The following is a 21723-nucleotide window of genomic DNA, read 5'->3' as shown; positions in this document are numbered from 1 at the left end:
GCTCCTGTCACCCGCCGACCGCAGCCTTGATCCGTTCGACCATACAGGCGCAGAGCAACGGGACGCTGACATTCCGCCGCGCCTGTTCCGCAGCCTGTGCCGCTGCTTCAGCCGCACAGATCGCCTGTTCACAGGTCAGGCGGTTGGTCAGGCGTTCTTCCTGCCCTCCTGCGGCCGGACGACGGTAGCGGGCCAGCGCGGCCTGTGCAAATCCCTCTTCCAAAAGCGGGAGCAGGTCAAGCAGGCTCTGCCGGTCCTTGTCATAAGCTGCCAGGATTTTCAGCGCCTGATAACGGTCCCCGAAAACCAGGATCTCCCGCAGCTGGCGCGCATCCGCTGCCGCTTTCGACGGTTTCGCCGAGCCAAGCAGCTCGAGCGCCCGCCCGATATTCCCGCCCGCTCCCGCAGCGGCGGCCCGCCGTTCCTCCTCCGGGGCATCGGGGGCGAGCGTTTCAAGCGCCTGCGCGCACTGTTCGACCGACGGAACCTCCAGCTCGATCGCTGTCACCCGGGAAAGAATGGTCGGCAGCAGCATCGAACGGTTCTCGCAGAGCAGCACAAACCGCGCATGCGGGGGCGGTTCCTCGATGCTTTTGAGCAGGGCGTTCTGGGCGGCGGCATTCATCGCGTGCGCCTGCTCTAGGATGTATATTTTACAGGTACCCTCGTTTGGTGCAATATATGCGTCCTGCCGGATCTCCCGCACAAGGTCGATCGGAAATTCCTTCTTCCCTTCGGGCACCCCATAGTACCGCACATCGGGATGGACCCGCTTCCCAACCTTCACACACCCGGCGCACTGCCCACACGGCTTTTCCTGGGCGGTGCAGAGCGCATATCGGGCGATGATTTCCGCCGCGAGGTGCTTTCCCGAACCGGCGGGGCCTTCGAGCAGGATTGCATGCGGCAAACGCCCGCCGGCCCCAAGGCTGGCGAGCGCAGCGGAAGCTTTGCGGTTATAAAGCAGACCTGACATCAGAGTTTCTCAAACCGCTCGATGTTGGTGACAAAGATGGTCGCGCCGCCGACCTGCACCTCCACCGGGAACGAGGTGTACATCCCCACCCCATAGGACGCGGAGGACGGTACCATCTGGGTTCGTTTTTTGGAGTGCTTTCCGATAATCGAGATCACTTCATCCACCTTGTCATCATCTGTACCGATCAGGAATGTGGTATTTCCCGCCATCAAAAAGCCACCGGTTGTGGCCAGCCTTGTCACCGAGAACCTGTTCTTGGTCAGCTCTTTGGAAACCCTCGAGCTGTCGTCATTGGATACGATCGCAAAAATCAGTTTCATATTGCCATCCCCCTTTTCCTGCTGTTGATCCTCATCGTTCCACCATAGCAGCAAACGCCTTTGTGACGCGCTTCATGCAGCTGTTTACACGTTACAGACAGGATACCGTGATTGAAAAGCAACTGGCCTCATTGGCCAATGGGGCGGGAACGGTCAGAAGTACACCTGCTGTTCTCACCATAACCCGGCGTCCGATCTGTTCTAATGACTATGATACCATAAATCACCGAAAGATGCCAGAGTTTTTTGTTGGTTTTTTCAAAACAGGCGATACAAACGCATCCACAGGCTGGCGGATCGCAATCGAAACCAGTGGGCCTGCCCTGAACCTGCGTAGGAAAACGCCGACAGCCGGACGGTAAAAACCGTCCGGCTGTTTTGAAGAAAAGACACAGAAAAATGCTTACAACAATCCTTACTGGAGGAGCTGGAGCACGCTCTGGGGCTGCTGGTTAGCCTGCGCGAGCATCGCCTGTGCAGACTGGGTAACCACGTTGACCTTGGTGTATTCCATCATCATCTTGGCCATATCGGTGTCGCGGATACGGCTGTTCGCGGCCTGGATGTTCTCGGAGGAGGTGTCCAGGTTGTTGATGGTGTATTCCAGACGGTTCTGGATCGCACCAAGCTCCGCACGCTGGGTGGAAACGGTGTCAATCGCGTTTTTCACCGTTGCGATCGCATTCTGCGCGCCTTTCAGTGTGCTGATGTCAACCGAACCGACACCGATCGCGGTCGAAGTCATGCTGTTGATCGTGAAGGTCAGCTGATTATAGCTGTCAGCGGTATCACCGATCTGGAGGGTGAAGGTGCTTCCGCCGCCTGCTGCACCATTGTTATCTGCGCCAGCCGCAGTTGCCGCTACGCCGGTATCGAGAGGAGCATCCATCTCGCCAGTTAATGCAGTACCGGTCGTAGCAGAGACTACCACTTTTCCAAGTGCTGTACCATCCGCAGTAGTGAATACCAATTCTTTGTCCGTACCAGCATTGTCTGCGCCAACGATACTATTATTTGCTGCATTGCCGGTGCTGCCAAGCAGAACATTGCCAGCCTTCAGCTCGTATCCGTCACCTGCCTGATTCAGCTCAATCGTGATATTGCCGCCAGTCACAGTAGGATCTGCTGCCGCAGCCGCATCAAGCGCCGCCTGGATCGCATCCGCATCCAAACCGCTAGCATCTGCGGAAGCACCGTTACCATCTGCGTCGTCGAAAGTGAGTGCATTCGCTCCGCTGAAGTCCGGCTTTTCAGGGGCATCAGCCGCAGCCGCTTTAGCAGCACCGGCAGCCTGCTGTGCCTCGATGGTATAGCCGCCATCGACATCAATATTGGTGCCGCCGGAGAGGGTCAAAGCATTTGTACTGTCACCTGCTGTAAAGGTAACCGTCGTACCGGTAACAGATGCTGTAAATTCTACATCCGTACCAGTATCGTCTTGGACGGTAAAGGTCTGGCCATTGAGCGCCTGCGCAAACTCTGCATCGGTCATGCCCTCGGTGACGTCGACGGTTCCGATTACCACATCTCCGACCTTGATGTCGACAGCACCGGCCGTTGTTCCTGAGAAGCCAGCGACATCAATGTCAAAGACAGCAGCAGTACCAGCAACACCCTCTGTAATGTTGGTGATAGCGGTCGAAGTCGGATCATCGAACGTTGCACCCGCAGTGCCGCCGGTTCCAGCGCCGCTGCCGCCGGTTCCATCAAGCAGGTGGATGTCGTTGAAGGTGGTCGCCTGCGCGATACGGTCAATTTCCTCCTGGAGTGCGGAAACCTCGTTCTGGAGCGCATCCCGGTTGAGGTCGGCGTTGATGCCGTTCGCCGAACGGGTTGCCAGCTCGACCATACGGTTGAGCATGTTGTGGACCTCGGTCAGCGCGCCTTCAGCGGTCTGCACGACCGAAATACCGTCCTGTGCGTTCAGGGAAGCGGTGTCCAGACCTTTGATCTGGGCTTTCATCTTTTCCGAGATCGCCAGACCGGAAGCGTCGTCGCCCGCGCGGTTGATGCGGTAACCAGAGGACAGCTTCTCCAGCGCCTTGGAAACCTGGTTGTTGTTCACGCCCAGCTGACGCTGTGCATTGACTGCCATAATGTTGCTTCTTACTACCATTCCCATGGTGAAACCTCCTTAAATTCTGCGGGCGTTATCCATTCCGCCCGTTTATTCTATTTTTCAAGCCTGCCCGCTCCGCGGCGGCGGACAGACCGGAAAACAAATTCATCTGCGCGTTCCGCGCGGGGGCTGTATCTCTGCGTGTGGCAGGGTGCTTTTTCACTTGCAAAAAGCACCCTCTTGCCGCCCTTTGGGCGGCAATTCACCCGAAAAATGCGCTTCACAGGATAAGGTGTTCCGCGCTCATCTCGCGCTAAGAGCCCGCCTTCGGCGGGTTGCGCTCGAAACGCTTCGCTGCGGCTCGCAGTGCGGAGCGCGTCGGGGGCTCTGCCCCTCGACCCCGCCACCTTTGAAAAGGTGGACGAAACTTTTGGTTTCAGCGTGACGCTGATTTCGGGCCTGTTGCACAGTTTTTGCGTGGCCGGCTGTAATGTCGGCGGTCATTCTCGATCACTGCCGGACGCGGGTGGGTGCGCTCATAGACCTCCCCCCGCACGATCGGCATTTCCTTCGGCGCGTCGATCGCCAGCTTGATATCGCCGTTCAGGCGGATCACACGCACAACCACCCGGTCGTCGATCACGACATATTCCCCGATATTCGTCCCAAGCACGAGCATACGGTTACCTCCTTGTAACGCAAAAAAGCCTTCCGGGGGTGTGACAAAAGGTATAGCCAATGTCACACCTCGGAAGGCGCGGATTTCTCCTAAAATATGAGATATTATTCCTATATCAGGGAAAATATTTATACAAAATGTAAAATCTACGTCTTATATACGGAAAATTTCCAGAAAAAACAAAAAAAGAGAACTGTGACAAAAAGTATAGGTTTTGTCACAGGTCTCTACTCTTTATTTTCGCACGCTCCCAGGGAAACTAAAGTGGTTTTGCAAAAAAATCTTTAAAAAGTTTCCGGGTACAAAAAACACCGCCCGGCCCCAAAACCAGACGGTGTTTAAACAAACGCTTCTGAAAAGATCAAAGCTCCGCGTATTCTGACGGAGTATTATCCGTAAGCCGGTCAATGATCGAAACCAGATTGGCGATTTCCGGCTTTGTAATCTGCTCATCTGCGCCAAGCTGCTCACCCTTGATTCTCATTTCCTCATTGATCAACGAAGAGAAGAGAACCACAGGCAGAACCTTCAGAGTCGGGTCCTCCTTAATCAGCTTGGTGAGACGATGCCCATCCATCTGGGGCATCTCAATATCAGTAACCACCAGGTTGACATGCGTATCGATCGGATCGCCCGACTCCTTGGCTTCGCAGAGATAGTCCCACGCTTCCTGGCCATTATCTGTCTTGATCGTATTGATATACCCTGCCCGATGCAGGCACTCGACAATCATTTTGGAAAGCAGCATCGAATCTTCCGCAATCAGAATCTTCCTGTCCGAGCGGAAGCGAGGGCCAAGATCGTCAATATCCTCGAGCTGGATACCGGTTTCCGGGCAGATTTCCGCAATGATCTTTTCGAAATCCAGAATTGTGATGAGATGATCCCGGAATTCCGCAATACCGGTCGCAACCCCTTCATTCCCACCATAGATAATTTTATCCGGTTTCTGGATCTTGCGCCAGGAAATCCGGTTGATGCCAACTACCCCATGCACATGGAATGCAAAGTTCAGTTCGTTGAAGTTTGCAATGATAAAAATATCGTGGGAAATATCCTGAGACGGAGGCAAACCAAGATATTGTGCCAAATCGATGACCGTAATAACGGTGTCGCGCGGTTTGAAGATGCCCTCGATCACCGGGTGGGCATTCTGCATTAGCTTGACAGGGCTGTATTTCATGATTTCACGTACCTTGGCGACATTGATGCCAAAAAGCTCACCGTCAATCGTGAATTCCATGATTTCAAGCTCATTGGTACCGGATTCCAACAGGATTTCAGTTTGGTTAACGTTGCTCATAATGACCCTCCCGTGAGCTGCTGCGGCGCGACGGCACAACAAACAGGCGCCCTACCGCAAGGAAAGCTGAAATTGAAATATGATTGCTTCTATTTTACCACATCCCCAGTAATAGTCAAATAGAAATCCGGTAAAAAATCGAAATTTTATACTTTTTTTGAACGACTATCCCCAAAAACATGGGAAAGTGGCAAACAACAGCTTATTTTGTTTTCCGAGAACGGCGGGTTCCGGTTTTTCCGGCAGCTTTTTTTGCCGGCGCTTTTTCGGATTTCGGCGCTGCCGCAGGTTCGCTGTTTTGGGGCGCTTCCGGTTTGTCTGCTTTCGGCGCCGCAGGCTTGCGCACAGAAACCGGCACAAGGTCCCAAAGCTGGTTTTCCCCGTTCACATCGTCCCAAAGCTGGATAGGGGCGCCCGCTGCCGCTTCCATCCCAGCATCCATGCAGCGGCCGGATTTGCAGGATTTCAGTTTGCAGCCTGCATCCGTCTCCTCGGTCTGCCAAAGCTGGCTGTCACCGTTCACATCCTCCCAAAGCTGGAGCCGCGAGCCGTTTTCGGTGCCAGCCTGCATGACATCAAGCAGCCTGCCGGAAGCCTTATGCGCCAGCTTGCAGCCTGTCTCTGAGGAGATCAGCTCCCACTGCTGGGAAACGGAATTGTCAGCATCCTGAAGCAGGACCGGGCATCCATTTTCTGCGGAAGGGTCTGCAGCGCCAAGGACTTTTTTGGTATTGTGAAGCACAATGGTATAGACGTTTTTCTTTGATGTAGGCATCGGGATTCACTCCTTAAATTCTAAAAATACGATCCGCAAAGACGGCGGCGAAAGGTTCCGCACGAGGTGTTTCCGGCAGGCGTCCTGCCTATGACAGCGGATATCCAATAATGATGCACAAGACTATTATACTCTTTTTAGGCGAAATGTCAAATACAGGACATCCTGTCATCTTTGCACATCGGTCAATCGGTAGACCCGTTCGGCATTTTCACAGGTCCGGTCGAGCAGCTCCTGGGCCGGAATACCGTGAAGTTCCGCCAGACGTTCTGCTGTATGGGAAATCATCGCGGAATCGCACCGCTGCCCCCGGAATGGAACCGGGGACATATATGGACAGTCGGTTTCCACCAGCAGCCGGTCAAGCGGGACAGCCGCTGCCGCTTCGAGTGTCTTACGCGCATTCTTGAAGGTCACCGCACCGCCGAAGCCCAGATACATCCCCAGTTTCAGAATTTCTTTTGCCATCTCCGCACTGCCGGAATAACAGTGTACAATCCCTTTCGGACGGTACTTTTTCAGCAGCTCCATGGTGTCGGCGTGGGCTTCCCGATCGTGGATGACCACCGGGAAACCGAGGTCGCAGGCCAGCCCAAGCTGGGCCTCAAACACCTGTTTCTGTACGTCGCGCGGGGAGAAATCATAATGATAATCCAAGCCGATCTCACCGATCGCGGCAACCTTGGACCGGCTGGTATAACCAGCAAGGATGTCGAGATCACCGGGGATGAACGAACTGGCGGCATGCGGGTGGACACCTACCGAAGAGGAGAAAAAAGGGTACGCTTCGGTTAGGGCGATGCCGGTTTCACAGGAACGCATATCACAAGCGATGTTCACAACATGACAAACCCCTTTTTCAGGCAGCGATTCGATGATCTCTGCGCGGTCTGGATCAAACTTTTCATCGTCATAATGGGCATGGGAATCGAAGATGTTTTGGTACATGGGTATCCTCCCAATCAAATTTTTCAGTTTTTTCTTTCAAAACCCGGAATCTGTGCAGGCAACTTTCTTTCTTAAAACCTGCCTAAAATCGAAAGTTTTACTCGATTTTTTTCAAAAAATCGCGGTTTCCAAAGGCAGTGAGGCAACGGAAGTTTGGGTTCCAGCCCAAACTTCCGGGGCGCAAGCGCCCTTCTTCGGGGGACTTCTCGGGCCTTCGGTCCGAAGCGCGGCATACGCCGCGACGCCCCCTCAGTTTGCCTTGCGGGCGAGGGGTCGGTGACCCCTCCCCGTAGGCCCCTCCCTTCCGGGCCGGGTGCCGCTTTTTCCCAAAACTAAAGTTTTACTCGATTTTTTTCAAAAAATCGCGGTTTCCAAAGGCAGCGCCTTTGGCCGCGCTCCGCAGAGCGCGGAACACTTTATCCTGTGAAGCGCTTTTTTCGGGTGAATTGCCGCGAAGCGGCAAGAGGGGGCTTTTTGCAAGAGAAAAAGCCCCCTGCAAAAAATTTGAAATAGGATTCTCCTCAAGAGTAACAGACTCCGGGGATGGCATGAGCCATCCCCAGAGTTCATTACCGAACTACCGAACCGCAGGGGACCGAAGCATCCACAAAGATCACTTTGACCTCGTTCTCCCCTGCGTCTGCCGCAAGGATCATCCCGTTAGACTCGACCCCACGCAGTTTGGCAGGCTTCAGATTCGCCACGACAATCACTTTTTTACCCATCAGGTCGTCCGGCTCATACCATGGATGAATCCCCGAAACCACCTGCCGGGGAGTTCCTGAACCATCATCCAGCTGGAGGCGGAGCAGTTTGTCCGCCTTGGGCACCGGCTCACAGGCGGTCACCTTCGCTACCCGCAGCTGCACCTTGGCAAAGTCGTCGATTGTAATGAGCGATGCCACCCCTTCGGCCGGCTGGGGCTGCTCCTTTTTGGCAGGAACAGATTTTTTCTCCCCTTTCGGCGCTTTCTCCACTGCCTTTTCTTTGGAGGCTTCCAGCGCGGCAAGCTCTTTGGCCACGTCGATCCGCGGGAACAGTCCTTCGCCCTTGTGGACGGCCACATCCGCGGGCAGCAAACCATAGGTCCCCGCCGACTCATAATTTGTGATTCCTGCATCCGCACCGATCTGCTCGAAGATTTTCGGCGCAGTGGAAGGCATAAACGGGGTGAGCAGGATGCCCGCGATCCGGACACACTCGAGCAGATTGTAAAGCACCGACGCGAGCCGTGGGCGGTTGGCCTCGTCCTTGGCGAGCACCCAGGGCGCGGTTTCATCAATATACTTGTTGGTGCGGGACACCAGCTTGAAAATCTCGATCAGTGCGTTCTGGAACGCAAATGCTTCCATCTGGGTTTCATAATTCTGTTTGAGGGATTTTGCAATCGCGATCACCTCATCGTCGAGCGGTTCCGCATGACGCTCGGCGGGCAAGGTCCCATCAAAATATTTCCCAACCATCGCAGCCGAACGGGAAACCAGATTCCCCAGGTCGTTGGCAAGGTCGGCGTTGATCCGGGTAATCAGGCTTTCATTGGAGAACAGTCCGTCCGAGCCGAACGGGAACTCCCGCAACAGGAAATAGCGGATCGCGTCCACCCCGTACCGCTCAACCAGCACCACCGGATCGACCACATTGCCCTTGGATTTGGACATTTTGCCCCCCTCGAGCAGCAGCCATCCATGCCCATAGACCTTTTTCGGCAGCGGCAGATCGAGTGCCATCAGCATCGCCGGCCAGATGATCGTGTGGAACCGCATGATCTCCTTGCCGACAAAGTGCACATCGGCGGGCCAGTACTTCTCAAAATCGTGGTACTGCTCATTGCCATAGCCGAGCGCAGTGATATAGTTGGAGAGTGCGTCCACCCAGACATAGACAACATGCTTCGGATCAAAAGTGACCGGGATCCCCCATTTAAAAGAGGTGCGGGAGACGCACAGGTCTTCCAGACCCGGCTTGATGAAGTTGTTCACCATCTCGTTCAGGCGGCTCTGCGGCTCCATAAAGAGCGGGTTTTCTTCGTAGAGTTTGACCAGCCGGTCGGCAAATGCAGACAGCTTGAAGAAGTACGCTTCCTCTTCCGCATCGATAACCTCCCGCCCGCAGTCGGGGCATTTCCCGTCCTTGAGCTGGCTCTCGGTCCAGAACGACTCGCAGGGGGTGCAGTATTTACCCTTGTAGGAGCCTTTATAAATATAACCCTTGTCGTAAAGCGTTTTGAAGATTTTCTGCACCGACTCCTGATGGTAGCTGTCGGTCGTGCGGATAAACCGGTCGTTCGAAATGTTCAGCAGCTTCCAAAGCTCCTTGATGCCCGCAACCACCTGATCTACATACTGCTGTGGGGTGACGCCGGCAGCTTCTGCCTTCTGTTCGATCTTCTGCCCATGCTCGTCGGTACCGGTGAGGAACAGGACGTCAAACCCCTGCATCCTTTTATAGCGCGCCATGACATCTGTTGCAACGGTGCAGTAGCTATGCCCGATGTGCAGCTTGTCCGACGGATAATAGATCGGTGTTGTAATATAAAATGTTTTTCCCTGACCATTCATCTGGAAAGTCCTCCTTAGCAGGCTTTTTGAACGCCGCTGAAATAGAATAATTTAGTATACCATAGTTTTCCGAAAAAGAACATACCCTATCGCGCGGAATCTGCCGAATTTCCCGACAGGAACAGGGTCATCAGCACCGCGTCCTCCTGCGGCGCTGTGTAAAACCCTTTCCGCCTGCCGACCTCCTGAAACCCGAGCTTCCGATAGAATGAAATCGCGGCAAGGTTTCCTTCCCGCACCTCCAGTGTTACAAACGAGAGCCCGTGTATCTGCGCATCTTCCAGAAGGGTCCGCAGCAGGGCGGTCGCCACGCCCTGACGACGGAACGCCGCATCCACCGCCACATTCGCGATATATCCTTCGTCCAGCACTCGATGCATCCCGGCATATCCGGCCAGCCGCCCCCCTTCGGATGCGGCCCAGAAAGCCGCGCGCGGGTTTTCCAGTTCCTGCGCCAAGGTGCGTTCGCTCCACGGCTCGGAAAAGCACTGCCGTTCGAGCGCGGCAACAGCCGAAACCTGTCCGGCCTCCATCCGGGCGATCTCCATCCTATCCCCCTCTTTCTCATCAGCTCTCCGAAAAAAACGCTATTTCGCAGCCAGCCAGTTGTCGCCCACGTTGGTATCCGCCTCGAGCGGCACCTTGAGCTGGATCGCATGTTCCATCTCCTCCTTGAGGATGATCGTAGCCAGTGTGATCTCTTCCTCAGGCGCCTCGACCAACAGTTCGTCGTGCACCTGAAGGATCAGCCGGGCGCGCATCTGTTCCTTTTTCAGCCGCTCAAACACCCGGATCATCGCGATTTTGATGATGTCTGCCGCGGTTCCCTGAATGGGTGTGTTCATCGCGACCCGCTCCCCAAATGCCTGCGTCACCTTATTGGACGCGGCCAGCTCGGGCAGATACCGCCTCCGTCCAAACAGCGTTTTGACGTAGCCGGTTTCCCGCGCGGAGCGGATCGTCTCTTCCATATAGCGTTTTACCCCGGCGTAGGTTTCCAGGTATCCTTTGATATACCGGTCGGCCTCGGCGACCGTCACCCCGATGTCCTGCGAGAGGGAGAACGCCCCGATTCCATAAACAATACCGAAGTTAACCGCCTTGGCCCGTGAACGCATCTCGGGCGTGACCATCAGTTCGGGAAGCCCCATCACCTGCGCAGCAGTGCGGGTATGGATGTCCTCCCCACTGCGGAATGCCTCGATCATCTGCGGGTCGCCCGAGATATCCGCCAGCACCCGCAGCTCGATCTGCGAATAGTCCGCGTCGATCAGCCGCCAGCCTTCCCGCGCTTTGAAGAACGCCCGCAGGCGGCTGCCCTCTTTGGTGCGCACCGGGATGTTTTGCAGGTTGGGTTCGGTCGAACTGATCCGTCCGGTACGGGTTTCAGTCTGTTGGAAGGTGGAGCGCACCCGTCCATCCGGGCCGACCACCTTGAGCAGTCCGTCCACATAGGTCGATTTCAACTTGGACAGTTTCCGGTATTCCAGAATCAGCTCAATGATCGGATGTTTTCCCCGCAGCGATTCCAGCACATCCGCATTGGTTGAATAGCCGGTTTTGGTCTTTTTTTTGGCGGGCAGACCGAGATCCACGAACAGCACATCCCCGAGCTGCCGGGGGGAATTCAGGTTGAACCGGCTTCCCGCATGTTGGAAAATCCCTTCCTGAAGCGACTCGATCCGCCCATCCAGTTCTTCGCCATACGCCCGCAGCGCATCACTGTCAAGCGAAAAGCCTTCACACTCCATCACCGCTAAAACCTGTGCAAGCGGCATCTCAATTTCATGCAGCAGCTTCCCCTGCTCATGTGCGGCAACCTCCGCTTCCATACGGTCAAAAAGTGTGGGGATTGCTGCGGCCTGCGGCGCAAGTTCTGCATAGTCCCCCAGCAGTACCCCTTCAACCGGCGGTGCAGGGGTTCCGTACTGCGCCGCCAGCCGGAGCGGATCATAAGCTGTACTGGTCGGACTGAGCAGATATGCGGCGAGTTCCCCGTCAAAGGCGATCCCGGCCGGCTCGATCTGGTTCCGGTATCCAAATTTGTAGAGCGGCTTGCTGCTCCAAACCCGAAGCGGCAGGCCCGACCGCAGCAGTTCCGGCAGCTCGGTTCCCCGTGTCAGATAGAGCGTTCCGCCGCACCATGCCGCCAGCGCGGATGGCTCCCCGTCTGCATCCATCCGGACCAGCAGATCCGCCTTTCCATCCTGCGTGATGATCTCCAGAAGGTTATCCGGGTCACAAACCGCCCGCACCGGCTCCAACGGCTCGGCAGCTTCTGCCGGGACGGTCGAACCATCGATCTTCCAGCGGTCCTGCATGGTGAACATCTCCAGCCGCGCGAAGAGCGAAGCTGCTGCGGGATGGTCGACTTCTCCGCGCAGATAATGGGCCGGTTCGGTGTCGACCGGGGCCTCACAACAGATTTTGGCAAGGGCGCGGCTCATATACGCCGAATCTTTGCCCTCGGACAGCTTTTTACGCACCGCAGGCTTGAGTTCCAGTTCGTCGAGGTGGTCATACAGAAAGTCCAGGTCCTGATACTGTTGGATCAGACTACATGCTGTTTTTTCTCCAATACCTGCTACTCCTGGTATATTATCTGATGCATCCCCCATCAGCGCTTTCACATCGACCAGCTTTTCGGGCGTCACGCCGTATTTCTCCCGCACCGCTTCCGTGTCATAGAAGGTCGAGGATGCCTGGCCCATTTTGGTGGTGGCCAGCCGGACGGTCACATGCTCCCCGACCAGCTGCAGGCTGTCCCGATCCCCGGTCGCGATCACACAGTCGTTCCCTGCGTCCCCACACGCTTTCGCCAGCGTGCCCAGAATGTCGTCCGCTTCGTATCCCTCACATTCGACAATGACATAGCCCAGCGCCCGCAAAAGGTCCTTGAGCGGCTGTAGCTGGGAGGCCAGCTCGTTGGGCATCCCTTTTCGCTGGGCCTTGTACCCCTCGTACATCTTGTGCCGGAAGGTTGGGGCGCGCAGGTCGAATGCACAGGCGACCGCATCTGGCTTCACCTCGTCGGTCAGCTTGAGCAGGATATTTAAAAAACCATAGATTCCGTTGGTAAATTCCCCGTTTTTGGTGGTGAGTGCCTTGACGCCGTAATAGGCTCTGTTCAGGATGCTGTTCCCGTCGATTGCCAGCAGCTTCATCTTGTTCTCCTTTCAAACGCAGTATGCTTTGGACCGTAATTGCATCACTGCAAGCACCGGAGCAGCATGAAAGCCGGCAAGGCCGGTTTCACACTGCACAAAGCGCTGCTGCAAACAGTCTTAGAACCTGTATTCATAATCAGGGGATGCCGGATGGGCGAGGGATTTTACTGCCCTGCGAGGCGAAAAAACACAGGCAATACTTTGTGTATTGCAAGATTTTTCAACGCGGCAGGCCGGCAAAAGACCCGCTCAGACGGTATCAAATGGTTGTGAATACGGGTTCTTATTGTTCGATCTGTGTTTATTATAGCATGTCCCGCCCGTAAAAAACAGTCCTCTTCCGGCGAATCAAAAAAGGATGCCTTTCCGTATCGGAAGAGCACCCCCAAGAGCCGCCGCCCGAGGAATAGAACGAGGGGGCTTTTCCATCTGCAAAAAGCCCCCCTTTTGTCATTTTTCCTGTGATTTTTTATACTCCAGGTATTCATCGAACGTCATCATCCGGTCGGTAATCGTTCCATCCGCGTGAATTTCAATGATCCGGTTGGCGATTGTCTGGATGAACTGGTGATCCTGTGAGGAGAAAAGCAGGTTGCCCGGGAAATCGGTCAGGCCGTTGTTGACCGCAGTGATCGACTCGAGATCCAGATGGTTGGTCGGCTGGTCGAGCAGCAGCACATTTGCGCCGGTAAGCATCATCCGGGAAAGCATACACCGCACCTTTTCTCCGCCCGAAAGCACTTTGACCTGTTTGTACACGTCGTCTCCTGAAAAGAGCATTCGTCCAAGAAATCCTCGCATGAACGTCTCGGTGTCGTCGGGGGAGTACTGCGCAAACCACTGGAGCATAGTCAGTTCACTGTTGTTGAAATATGCGGAATTGTCCTTGGGGAAATAGGAGAAGGTTGCAGTCTGCCCCCATTTGTAGCTGCCGCTGTCTGGTTCCAACTCCCCTGCCAGAATCCGGAACAGAGCGGTCTGCCCCTGCTCATTTTCGCCGACTAGCGCGATCTTGTCTCCACGATTAACAAGGAATGAAACGCGGTCGAGCACCCTGACCCCATCAATCGTTTTGGATACCTCTTTGACCTCCAGGATGTCCTTGCCCACCTCGCGGTCAGGCTTGAAGCCGACCCATGGATACCGCCGCGAACTGACCGGTATTTCGTCTACGGTGAGTTTTTCAAGAAGCTTGCGGCGGGAGGTAGCCTGCTTGGACTTGGACTTGTTCGCCGAAAACCGCGCAATGAAGTTTTGCAGTTCTTTGATCTGGTCCTCCCGACGTTTGTTCTGGTCCTTGAGGATCGACTGCATCAGCCGGCTCGACTCATACCAGAAATCGTAGTTGCCGACATACATCCGGCACTGGTTGAAGTCGATATCCACAATGTGGGTGCAGATCGTATTGAGGAAATGCCGGTCATGCGAGACGACAATCACCGTACCGGGGAAATCGAGCAAAAAATCTTCCAGCCAGTCGATCGACCGGATATCGAGGTTGTTGGTCGGCTCGTCGAGCAGCAGGATGTCCGGCTGCCCGAACAGAGCCTGTGCCAGCAGCACCTTGACCTTTTCCCCGCCTTTCAGCTCGCCCATCGGGACGCCGTACAGCTCGGTGGAGATGCCAAGCCCTTGCAGCAGGCGCCCGGAATCCGCTTCGGCCTCCCAGCCGTTCATCTCGGCGAACTCCCCTTCCAATTCGGCGGCAAGCTCCCCGTCCGCATCCGAAAAGTCCGGCTTTTCATAGAGCGCGTCCTTCTCTTTCATCACCTGATAAAGCCGCGGGTTGCCCATGATGACCGTATCAATCACCGGGTAGGCGTCATACTGGAACTGGTCCTGTTTGAGCACTGAAATCCGGCATTTTTCCGGAATGGCCACCTCTCCTGTGGTTGGTTCCAGCTCTCCCGAGAGGATTTTCAGGAAAGTGGATTTTCCCGCACCATTTGCGCCGATGATCCCATAACAGTTGCCGGGGGTAAACTTGAGGTCCGCCCCTGCGAACAGCTTGGTCCCGCCGAACATTAAACTTACATTGCTGACTGTAATCATAAATTCCTCCGGTTTGGTATTTCAATCATAAAACTACGCAGATACAAGGGGCTTTTTTTCTTGCAAAAAGCCCCCTCTTGCCACCCTCCGGGCGGCAATTCACCCCAAAAAGGCGCTTCTCAGGATAAAGCGTTCCGCGCTCTGCGGAGCGCGGCCAAAGGCTCTGCTTTTGGAAACCGCCACCTTTGAAAAGGTGGACGAAACTTTTGGTTTTTATTTCTTTCGTTTCAGCCGTTCGATTTTACAGTTCGTTGACGAAGCAGACGATCTCCTTTTCGGTAATGTCGATCACCCCATAGCTCGGGTTGTTGCCGCGGGGCATCCCCAAGCTGCCGGGATTCATCAGATGGATGCCATCCCGATAGGTACAGAGCGGGACATGGGTATGCCCAAACAGCACGACGTTCGCCCCGACCTCCTTTGCAGCATCCAAAAGGCCGTCCAGATCGTATTTTACGCTGTACATATGCCCATGTGTATAAAAAATCTTGGCGATTCCACAGGAAAAGCACCCTGCCAATGTCGCTTCTACCCCAAAATCGCAGTTTCCACGCACATTCAAAAATTTGTGGTTCGGGTAGAGGGTGACAATCTGCGAAAATTCACTCGCACCATCCCCCAGATGGATAAAGATTTCCGCATCCTGATGCTTTTGCACCAGCTCCTGAATGGCGAAAAAATCGCGGTGGGTATCCGACATCACAATGATCCTCATTCTTCTCTCTCCTCCAATCTCCGCTCCTGAGCGGAGCAAACAGGGCGAATTCCCTGTCACACTTTTGAGAATATCTGCTACTAATATAACATACTATGAATTGAAATGAAACAGGCGGTGAATCAAATTGGGCAACAATTTTAACATTTCCCCCGATCAGATGGACTCTTTGATGCAGATGGCCAGCCAGAAGATGGGAACCGATCCGCAGAAGCTCAAGGAGCAGATGCAGAGCGGCAACATGGATGGTTTGATGCAGAATCTGACCCCCGGCCAACAGGCGCAGATCAACAATCTGATGAACAATCCTGCCGCGATCGAAAAACTGATCGCAAGCCCCAAGGTGCAGATGCTGCTGAAAGGGCTGATGGGGAAATAACCAGCCGGATAAAGGGAGGCTTTGTATGGAAATGGACGATCTGAATTCCACAATCAGCTCGATCCTTGGTGATCCAAGCAAGATGGAGCAGCTCCGCCAGGTGGCGCAGTCGCTGGGCATCAATACCGGAGGTGCAGAACAGTCCCCTCCGGCGGGCGGGGAACAGCCGTCCGGCGGGGGGATCGACCCGGGCGCAATCGCGTCCATCCTGCAAAACTTCCAGAACGCAGGCGGAAACTCTGCCGCAGCGAACGCCGGGAATGCGGGAAGCGCAGGCACAGGCGCGCCAAACCTCGACGCGGTCTCGAAGATCGCGGGGATTATGGGCACCTTTAACCAGAGCGACAAAAATATCGACCTGCTGCGCTCGCTCAAGCCGCACTTTTCGGAGACGCGTGCAGGAAGGATTGACGATGCGGTGCGGATCATGCAGCTGATGCGCGCATGGCCGGCACTGCGTGACAGCGGACTGCTCAGTGGGCTGGGCAGCCTTTTGGGAGGTGGCCGCAGATGATGCGCTGGAACAGCACAAAGACCTACACCGAAGAAGACATGCTCCGGATGCAGCAGGAAGCTGTGAACCGGGTGCATGAATTCCAGGCGCGGGCGCAGGTGCCAAGCTTCTACGGGGAGGAAACGCCGATCGGTGAGCTGCCCGCAGCCCCGCCGGTGATCGAAGCGCAGTCCCGGGTGGTAGAAGAGCCGGAGCCGCCCGCCAGCGCTCCCACAGAACAACCGCAGCCTCAGCCGCAGCAGGCCCAGCAGCCGTTCCCGCAGCAGAACCTGCCGATGCAGAACCAGATGCATCCACAGGACCCGATCAAGGGCCTGCTCGACCGGTTCAGCCTGGACAGCGAAACCCTTTTAATTATGGGTCTGATGTTTGTCCTTTATAACGAGAAGGCGGACAATACCCTGCTTGCCGCACTCGCATACTTATTATTATAGGCACAATTCTGGCTTTCACAAACAAAAAAGGTTCGTCAGCATAGTGCATCTGGCGGCAAAAGGGGGCTTTTTGCGGGAGAAAAGCCCCCTCGTGTTTTTCTCCCGGCAAAAAACTTACATAATCTGTTGTAATATGACGCAATGTGACACAGGCCTTTTTTGCATATATTATAACATAGTTCCATATAAATCTCAACGTTTCCGCCCACAGATAAAGGAAAAATTTTTTTTGCGGGAAGGGGTTTAGTTTTGGGCGCGGCGTGCGAGTATCAGAGATAGAAGGGCCTGAAAAACCTGAGACAACCAAATCAGAAAGGTATTTTCCAAGGTCGCTTTTTACTTCCGGCAAGAGGCCGGGCGCGCTGGTGCCCAAGAGGGGCGGGGCGTTTGAAAATATGGTTTTCGGATTCTCTGTGCCGCGGAGCAGGGAATCTTGAAAATAAATATTTATTTTCAACGGACACAATGGATGGTGTCCGCGTAATTTCAAGGAGGTATCACCATGGGAATGGTAGTAAGAAGCAACATTATGGCAGTCAACTCTCAGCGTCAGCTGGGCATGAACAACAATCAGGTTTCCAAAGCTCTTGAGAAACTGTCCTCCGGTTATCGTATCAACCGCGCGGGCGACGACGCTTCCGGTCTGGCGATCTCTGAAAAGATGAAATCCCAGATCAAAGGTCTCGACACCGCTTCGTTGAACGCCCAGGACGGTATTTCTGTCGTGCAGACCGCTGAAGGTGCGCTGACTGAGGTTCACAACATGCTCAACCGTATGACCGAGCTGGCTACCCGTTCGGCGAACGGCATCAACGCCGACCTCAACCGTGAGTCGCTCCAGCAGGAGGTTGACAAGCTGAAAGAGGAAATCGACCGTATCTCCGAGTCCACCAACTTCAACGGCATCAAACTGCTCGACGGTTCGATGGCGACCGGCGTTGGCTCGACCAAGGTTCAGAGCGGCCTGGCTGGTGCTGCGATGAGCGGGGTTACCGCTTCTGGCGGTAGCGCGGCTTCTCAGGCGGCTTCCACCTACAAGTCCACCGGTCTGACCGCGGGCGACAGCTCGTCCCTCGAGATCAAGTATATGACTGCGGACGGCAGCATCAACACGATCTCGGTCAGCGTCACCGACGCCACCAAGCTGGATGCTGAGGTTTCGACCGCGCTTAACGCGAACAAGGATTTCAAAGAGAATGCTACCCTGACTCTGGCCGCCGGTTCAATCACCTGGGCTGGCAAGGATAAGGGTGAGACTCACTTCAAGATTCTTGAGGTCTCCCAGACGGTCAACGGCGTTGCACTCACCTCGGGCGATACCGGCGTTGGCGCGGTTACCGCTGGTGTTGACGACACCTTCGGTATTGATTTCTCAGGCGCAACCGCAGGTTCCAAGAACTACTTCGAGATCGACGGACAGAAGTTCCAGCTTGTCAAAGACGGCGCTGAGGCTGACCTCGGCTACACCGCGATCTACACCCAGGACGGCCTTGTCGCCAACAAAACTGCGGCAGAGCGTGTCGCGAGCCAGCTCCGCGAGAAGGGCTACGATGTTAAGGTCGATGGGAACACCGCAACCCAGCTCAACTTCAAGAAGGGCGACGGCAGTGCTGCTGCGGGCGGCTTGACCCTCCAGATCGGCGACACTGCGGATCACTACAACAAGATCAACGTCGGCGTCAAAGACATGAGCTGCAAGGGCCTGGGCATCGCTTCGCTCGACATCTCGACCAGACCGGGCGCGGCTGACGCGATCGACACGATCCGCAACGCGATCGACAAGGTTTCCGAGCAGCGCGGCGTCCTGGGTGCAACCCAGAACCGTCTCGAATACACCATCAACAACCTCGACACCGCGTCGGAGAACCTGCAGTCGGCCAACAGCCGTATCCGCGACACCGACATGGCGAAGATGATGATGGAGTACACCAAAGTCAACGTTCTGACCCAGTCCGCTCAGGCGATGCTGGCTCAGGCAAATCAGCAGCCGCAGAGCGTGCTCCAGCTGCTCCAGTAATTTCACAGCTTCTTTGGAAGCGTCTCATTTCCAATGGAAAGGGACAGACGGGCAGATTGTCTGTCTGTCCCTTTCTCTGTTTAAGACTGCTTGGAGATCGGAAAACAGCTCGTTTCCCGGTTTCCAAACAACCTGAAAAAGGAGGCTGTGAAAGGTTTGAAAGCACGCGTAAAAGCACGCGAGGGGCAACTTTGCCTTTCGATTGGCATGATCGTAAAAAACGAGGAGGCAATCCTCGAGGAATGTTTGCAGGCGCTCGAGCCGCTGCGCAGGGCGGTCCCCAGCGAACTGATTATTGCGGACACCGGTTCGACCGACCGCACAATGGAAATTGCGGAAAAATATGCGGATACCCTGTTTCAGATTCCATGGAGCGGGGATTTTGGCGCGGCCAGAAACGAAACCCTCGACCGCGCACAGGGGGAATGGTTCTTCTATATCGACGCGGACGAGGTACTTGACGCCGATTGCGAAGCGCTGATTCATCTTTTGCAGAGCGAGGAAGCGAAAAAATATCAGACGATTTCCATGATCCGCTATGAATATGCCGACAGTACCCGCAAGGAGTTTACCACCACCTATTATATGCGGATTCACCGCCGGATTCCGGGGAACCGGTTCGCCAGAAAGATACACGAAACCCTGATCGCCTATTCCCCGATCGTCCAGCTCCCAACTTTGGTGCACCACAGCGGCTATCAGAAAGAGGTGTTCCGGGAAAAACAGTTGCGTAACCGTCCGCTGCTCGAACAGGAGCCAGGCCCGATGACTCCCCGGCGGCTGCGGGAGCTTTCGGATACCTACGCGTTCGATATTCCATGGGAGGCGGACAGGAAAAAGGAGCTGCTTTATCAGGCGATCGAGATGGAATCGCAAGACAAGAGCCTGGGGATGTATCCATCGGTTTATACGTCACTGGCGAATCTTTGTCTGGCTTTGAAGGAATACGCTGAGGCCGAGCGGATTGCCAAGCAGTATCTTAACGGGCGTGCAGGGAAGCCCCCTCTCATGTCGGATATGGAGATAAATTACATCTTAGGGCTTAGCCTGCACAACCAGGACGCTTTTTCTCGGGCGGTTGCGCCGCTCAAACAGTATCAGGCGCTCTATGAGCAGTACCACGCCGGAAAGCTCTGTACGGAAGATGCGGGCAGCGTTACATTGGCTTCGGCGGGAAAAGGCGAGTGGATGCTCACCAACTTCCTGCTGGCGTTCGGCTATGCCAAGCTGGGGGAATACCAGACAGCGCGCGCCTACCTCGACCGTACCGACCGGAAACTGCTTCTCCCAACCCATTGGAAATTATCGGCAGCGGTGGACGTCATTTATGCCGCCGAAAGCGGTGACGTTTCCCGTCTGTGGGAAACCTGCCATTGGTTGCAGCAGCTCCCCAGCCGGGAACCGCTGGTGGAATCCCTACAGCTTTTCGCCCAGAACGCCGGGCAGCTTGCGCCCGCCTTTGACCGTTATTTTGAGGAATTCCCCGCCCCGCCGAAAGACCCGGGCGTCTGCCGCGCCCAGCTCCAGCTGATTTCCACCCTCTGGGACGTCTCGGACAAGAACCTGCTCGAGGAGCTTTTCCCGTTGGTCTGCCGGTATATCCGCTGGGATGCCCAGTTCTGCCGGCTGCTGTTGCGTCGGGAGGTCTGCACGCCCGAAAACCGGTATCTGCTGCCGGGTGAATATGCCTTTATGCTGGATGCCGAACAGGCGCTTGCGCTCTATGACCGGCAGGATCGCGAGGGGTATTTCTGCGCCTTGCAGGCCCTGCTGAAACAGTATCCTGAGCGCAGCCGGGAGATTTCGGTGCTGCTCTCCCCCATCGACGAGAGCCGCGAACAGGAGCGGAAAAACCGTGAGGAGTTCGAATCTCTCGCACAGGCGGTGAAAACCGCATTTTATAACGCCTTGCAGGATGGAAAACAGGAGGAAGCACAGGAAATCCTGTCCAGATACCAGCAGCTCAACGGGGACGATCCCGAGCTGGCTATGATGCGGATTATGATGGTTCAGCCGCAAGGAGGGGCGCTCTCATGAAAGTAGTCATTCTGGCGGGCGGTCTGGGGACCCGGATTTCGGAGGAAAGCCATCTGCGTCCCAAGCCGATGATCGAGATCGGCGGGTTCCCGATCCTCTGGCATATCATGAAAATCTATTCCCATTACGGGTTCAATGAATTTGTCATCTGCTGCGGCTACAAGGGGTATCTGATTAAGGAGTATTTCGCGCAGTATTACCTGCACTGCTCGGACGTGACCTTCGATTTTTCCGACGGGAACCGGATGACCATTCATAATAATATCGCGGAACCGTGGAAAATTACACTGGTAGACACCGGCCTGCACGCGCAGACCGGCTGCCGGATCAAGCGTGTGCAAAAATATATCGGGGACGAAACGTTCATGATGACCTATGGCGACGGTGTTTCCAATATCGACCTCCATGCGCTGCTGCACCGTCACCGCGATTCCGGCAAGGTGGTCACCCTTACGGCGATCCAGCCGGGCGGACGGTTCGGTGTGCTCCAGCTCGACCATGCCACCGGGAATGTCGATGGGTTCAAGGAAAAGGCCAAGGAGGACGGTGGCTGGATCAGCGCCGGCTTTATGGTGATGGAACCGGAAGTCTTTTCCTATGTGAAAGACGAGGAACCCTGTGTCTTTGAGCGGGAGCCGCTCGAGCAGCTCAGCCGTGAAGGGAAATTGGGCGCCTATGAGCATACCGCCTTCTGGCAGTGCATGGATACCCAACGGGACAAGGGCATGTTGGAATACCTTTGGGGAAACGGGATCGCCCCATGGAAAGTCTGGTAAAGAGAGGAATC

Annotated in this window: 18 protein-coding genes; 6 read left to right on the top strand and 12 right to left on the bottom strand. The window is 55.3% G+C overall.

Annotated elements, in window-relative coordinates; genetic code table 11:
- Window positions 1–7: 7 nt before the first annotated feature.
- The 12 genes from C814_RS07310 to C814_RS07265 all read right to left on the bottom strand — a co-directional run bounded on the left by C814_RS07310 (window position 8) and on the right by C814_RS07265 (window position 15555).
- Window positions 8–976, bottom strand: a complete 969-nt coding sequence (locus tag C814_RS07310) for a DNA polymerase III, delta' subunit (RefSeq protein WP_016314995.1) — start codon at window positions 974–976, stop codon at window positions 8–10.
- Window positions 976–1299 carry a cyclic-di-AMP receptor gene (locus C814_RS07305; RefSeq protein ID WP_016314994.1) on the bottom strand — a complete coding sequence of 108 codons (324 nt, stop codon included), beginning with the start codon at window positions 1297–1299 and terminating at the stop codon, window positions 976–978. Before C814_RS07305 ends, C814_RS07310 begins: the two co-directional genes overlap by 1 nt.
- A gap of 415 nt (window positions 1300–1714) precedes the next feature.
- Window positions 1715–3421, bottom strand: coding sequence for a flagellin N-terminal helical domain-containing protein (locus tag C814_RS07300; RefSeq protein ID WP_016314993.1), 1707 nt, complete (start codon window positions 3419–3421; stop codon window positions 1715–1717).
- Between the two features lie 373 nt (window positions 3422–3794).
- Window positions 3795–4037 carry a carbon storage regulator gene (locus tag C814_RS22755; protein ID WP_016314992.1) on the bottom strand — a complete coding sequence of 81 codons (243 nt, stop codon included), beginning with the start codon at window positions 4035–4037 and terminating at the stop codon, window positions 3795–3797.
- A 361-nt stretch (window positions 4038–4398) separates the two neighbouring features.
- Entirely contained in the window at window positions 4399–5340 is a 942-nt protein-coding gene (locus tag C814_RS07295) for a chemotaxis protein (protein WP_016314991.1), read from the bottom strand.
- 202 nt (window positions 5341–5542) lie between these two features.
- Window positions 5543–6115 (bottom strand): RICIN domain-containing protein, encoded by a 573-nt coding sequence (locus tag C814_RS0103680; protein WP_016314990.1) that lies wholly within the window; start codon window positions 6113–6115, stop codon window positions 5543–5545.
- 168 nt (window positions 6116–6283) lie between these two features.
- On the bottom strand, window positions 6284–7063 hold the full coding sequence (locus tag C814_RS07290) for a TatD family hydrolase (RefSeq protein ID WP_016314989.1): 780 nt from the start codon (window positions 7061–7063) through the stop codon (window positions 6284–6286).
- A gap of 569 nt (window positions 7064–7632) precedes the next feature.
- Complete coding sequence (metG, locus tag C814_RS07285) at window positions 7633–9621, bottom strand: methionine--tRNA ligase (protein WP_016314988.1); 1989 nt, start codon at window positions 9619–9621, stop codon at window positions 7633–7635.
- Window positions 9622–9707: 86 nt separating this feature from the next.
- Window positions 9708–10169 (bottom strand): ribosomal protein S18-alanine N-acetyltransferase, encoded by a 462-nt coding sequence (gene rimI, locus C814_RS07280; RefSeq protein WP_016314987.1) that lies wholly within the window; start codon window positions 10167–10169, stop codon window positions 9708–9710.
- A 39-nt stretch (window positions 10170–10208) separates the two neighbouring features.
- Window positions 10209–12785: a DNA polymerase I gene (polA, locus tag C814_RS07275; RefSeq protein ID WP_016314986.1), complete on the bottom strand. Its 2577-nt coding sequence runs from the start codon at window positions 12783–12785 to the stop codon at window positions 10209–10211.
- 453 nt (window positions 12786–13238) lie between these two features.
- On the bottom strand, window positions 13239–14840 hold the full coding sequence (locus tag C814_RS07270; RefSeq protein ID WP_016314985.1) for an ABC-F family ATP-binding cassette domain-containing protein: 1602 nt from the start codon (window positions 14838–14840) through the stop codon (window positions 13239–13241).
- Window positions 14841–15081: 241 nt separating this feature from the next.
- The gene (locus tag C814_RS07265; protein ID WP_016314984.1) at window positions 15082–15555 is read right to left on the bottom strand and encodes a YfcE family phosphodiesterase; all 474 of its coding nucleotides are present in this window, start codon (window positions 15553–15555) and stop codon (window positions 15082–15084) included.
- Between the two features lie 127 nt (window positions 15556–15682).
- Here C814_RS07265 and C814_RS07260 point away from each other — a divergent pair, with 127 nt between their 5' ends.
- The 6 genes from C814_RS07260 (at window position 15683) to rfbF (ending at window position 21712) form a co-directional block, all read left to right on the top strand.
- Window positions 15683–15934 (top strand): hypothetical protein, encoded by a 252-nt coding sequence (locus C814_RS07260; RefSeq protein WP_016314983.1) that lies wholly within the window; start codon window positions 15683–15685, stop codon window positions 15932–15934.
- A 25-nt stretch (window positions 15935–15959) separates the two neighbouring features.
- On the top strand, window positions 15960–16448 hold the full coding sequence (locus C814_RS22010) for a hypothetical protein (protein ID WP_016314982.1): 489 nt from the start codon (window positions 15960–15962) through the stop codon (window positions 16446–16448).
- On the top strand, window positions 16445–16882 hold the full coding sequence (locus tag C814_RS07255; RefSeq protein ID WP_016314981.1) for a hypothetical protein: 438 nt from the start codon (window positions 16445–16447) through the stop codon (window positions 16880–16882). Before C814_RS22010 ends, C814_RS07255 begins: the two co-directional genes overlap by 4 nt.
- A gap of 502 nt (window positions 16883–17384) precedes the next feature.
- Window positions 17385–18899 (top strand): flagellin N-terminal helical domain-containing protein, encoded by a 1515-nt coding sequence (locus C814_RS07250; RefSeq protein WP_016314980.1) that lies wholly within the window; start codon window positions 17385–17387, stop codon window positions 18897–18899.
- Between the two features lie 156 nt (window positions 18900–19055).
- Window positions 19056–20936, top strand: a complete 1881-nt coding sequence (locus C814_RS07245) for a glycosyltransferase family 2 protein (protein ID WP_016314979.1) — start codon at window positions 19056–19058, stop codon at window positions 20934–20936.
- A complete protein-coding gene (gene rfbF, locus C814_RS07240; protein ID WP_016314978.1) occupies window positions 20933–21712 on the top strand; it encodes a glucose-1-phosphate cytidylyltransferase in 780 nt (259 codons plus the stop codon). The genes C814_RS07245 and rfbF overlap by 4 nt, the downstream gene beginning before the upstream one ends.
- Window positions 21713–21723: the final 11 nt, after the last annotated feature.

Origin of the sequence: Anaerotruncus sp. G3(2012), from assembly GCF_000403395.2 — a bacterium.
Taxonomy (GTDB): domain Bacteria; phylum Bacillota; class Clostridia; order Oscillospirales; family Ruminococcaceae; genus Anaerotruncus.
This window is presented reverse-complemented; position numbering and strand designations above follow the sequence as displayed.

Excerpts from the sequence above, each read along its gene's own strand:
- C814_RS07310 (WP_016314995.1), bottom strand. The coding sequence starts at position 976 with ATGTCAGGTCTGCTTTATAACCGCAAAGCTTCCGCTGCGCTCGCCAGC.
- C814_RS07305 (WP_016314994.1), bottom strand. The coding sequence starts at position 1,299 with ATGAAACTGATTTTTGCGATCGTATCCAATGACGACAGCTCGAGGGTT.
- C814_RS07300 (WP_016314993.1), bottom strand. The coding sequence starts at position 3,421 with ATGGGAATGGTAGTAAGAAGCAACATTATGGCAGTCAATGCACAGCGT.
- C814_RS22755 (WP_016314992.1), bottom strand. The coding sequence starts at position 4,037 with ATGCTCGTGCTTGGGACGAATATCGGGGAATATGTCGTGATCGACGAC.
- C814_RS07295 (WP_016314991.1), bottom strand. The coding sequence starts at position 5,340 with ATGAGCAACGTTAACCAAACTGAAATCCTGTTGGAATCCGGTACCAAT.
- C814_RS0103680 (WP_016314990.1), bottom strand. The coding sequence starts at position 6,115 with ATGCCTACATCAAAGAAAAACGTCTATACCATTGTGCTTCACAATACC.
- C814_RS07290 (WP_016314989.1), bottom strand. The coding sequence starts at position 7,063 with ATGTACCAAAACATCTTCGATTCCCATGCCCATTATGACGATGAAAAG.
- metG (WP_016314988.1), bottom strand. The coding sequence starts at position 9,621 with ATGAATGGTCAGGGAAAAACATTTTATATTACAACACCGATCTATTAT.
- rimI (WP_016314987.1), bottom strand. The coding sequence starts at position 10,169 with ATGGAGATCGCCCGGATGGAGGCCGGACAGGTTTCGGCTGTTGCCGCG.
- polA (WP_016314986.1), bottom strand. The coding sequence starts at position 12,785 with ATGAAGCTGCTGGCAATCGACGGGAACAGCATCCTGAACAGAGCCTAT.
- C814_RS07270 (WP_016314985.1), bottom strand. The coding sequence starts at position 14,840 with ATGATTACAGTCAGCAATGTAAGTTTAATGTTCGGCGGGACCAAGCTG.
- C814_RS07265 (WP_016314984.1), bottom strand. The coding sequence starts at position 15,555 with ATGAGGATCATTGTGATGTCGGATACCCACCGCGATTTTTTCGCCATT.
- C814_RS22010 (WP_016314982.1), top strand. The coding sequence starts at position 15,960 with ATGGAAATGGACGATCTGAATTCCACAATCAGCTCGATCCTTGGTGAT.
- C814_RS07255 (WP_016314981.1), top strand. The coding sequence starts at position 16,445 with ATGATGCGCTGGAACAGCACAAAGACCTACACCGAAGAAGACATGCTC.
- C814_RS07250 (WP_016314980.1), top strand. The coding sequence starts at position 17,385 with ATGGGAATGGTAGTAAGAAGCAACATTATGGCAGTCAACTCTCAGCGT.
- rfbF (WP_016314978.1), top strand. The coding sequence starts at position 20,933 with ATGAAAGTAGTCATTCTGGCGGGCGGTCTGGGGACCCGGATTTCGGAG.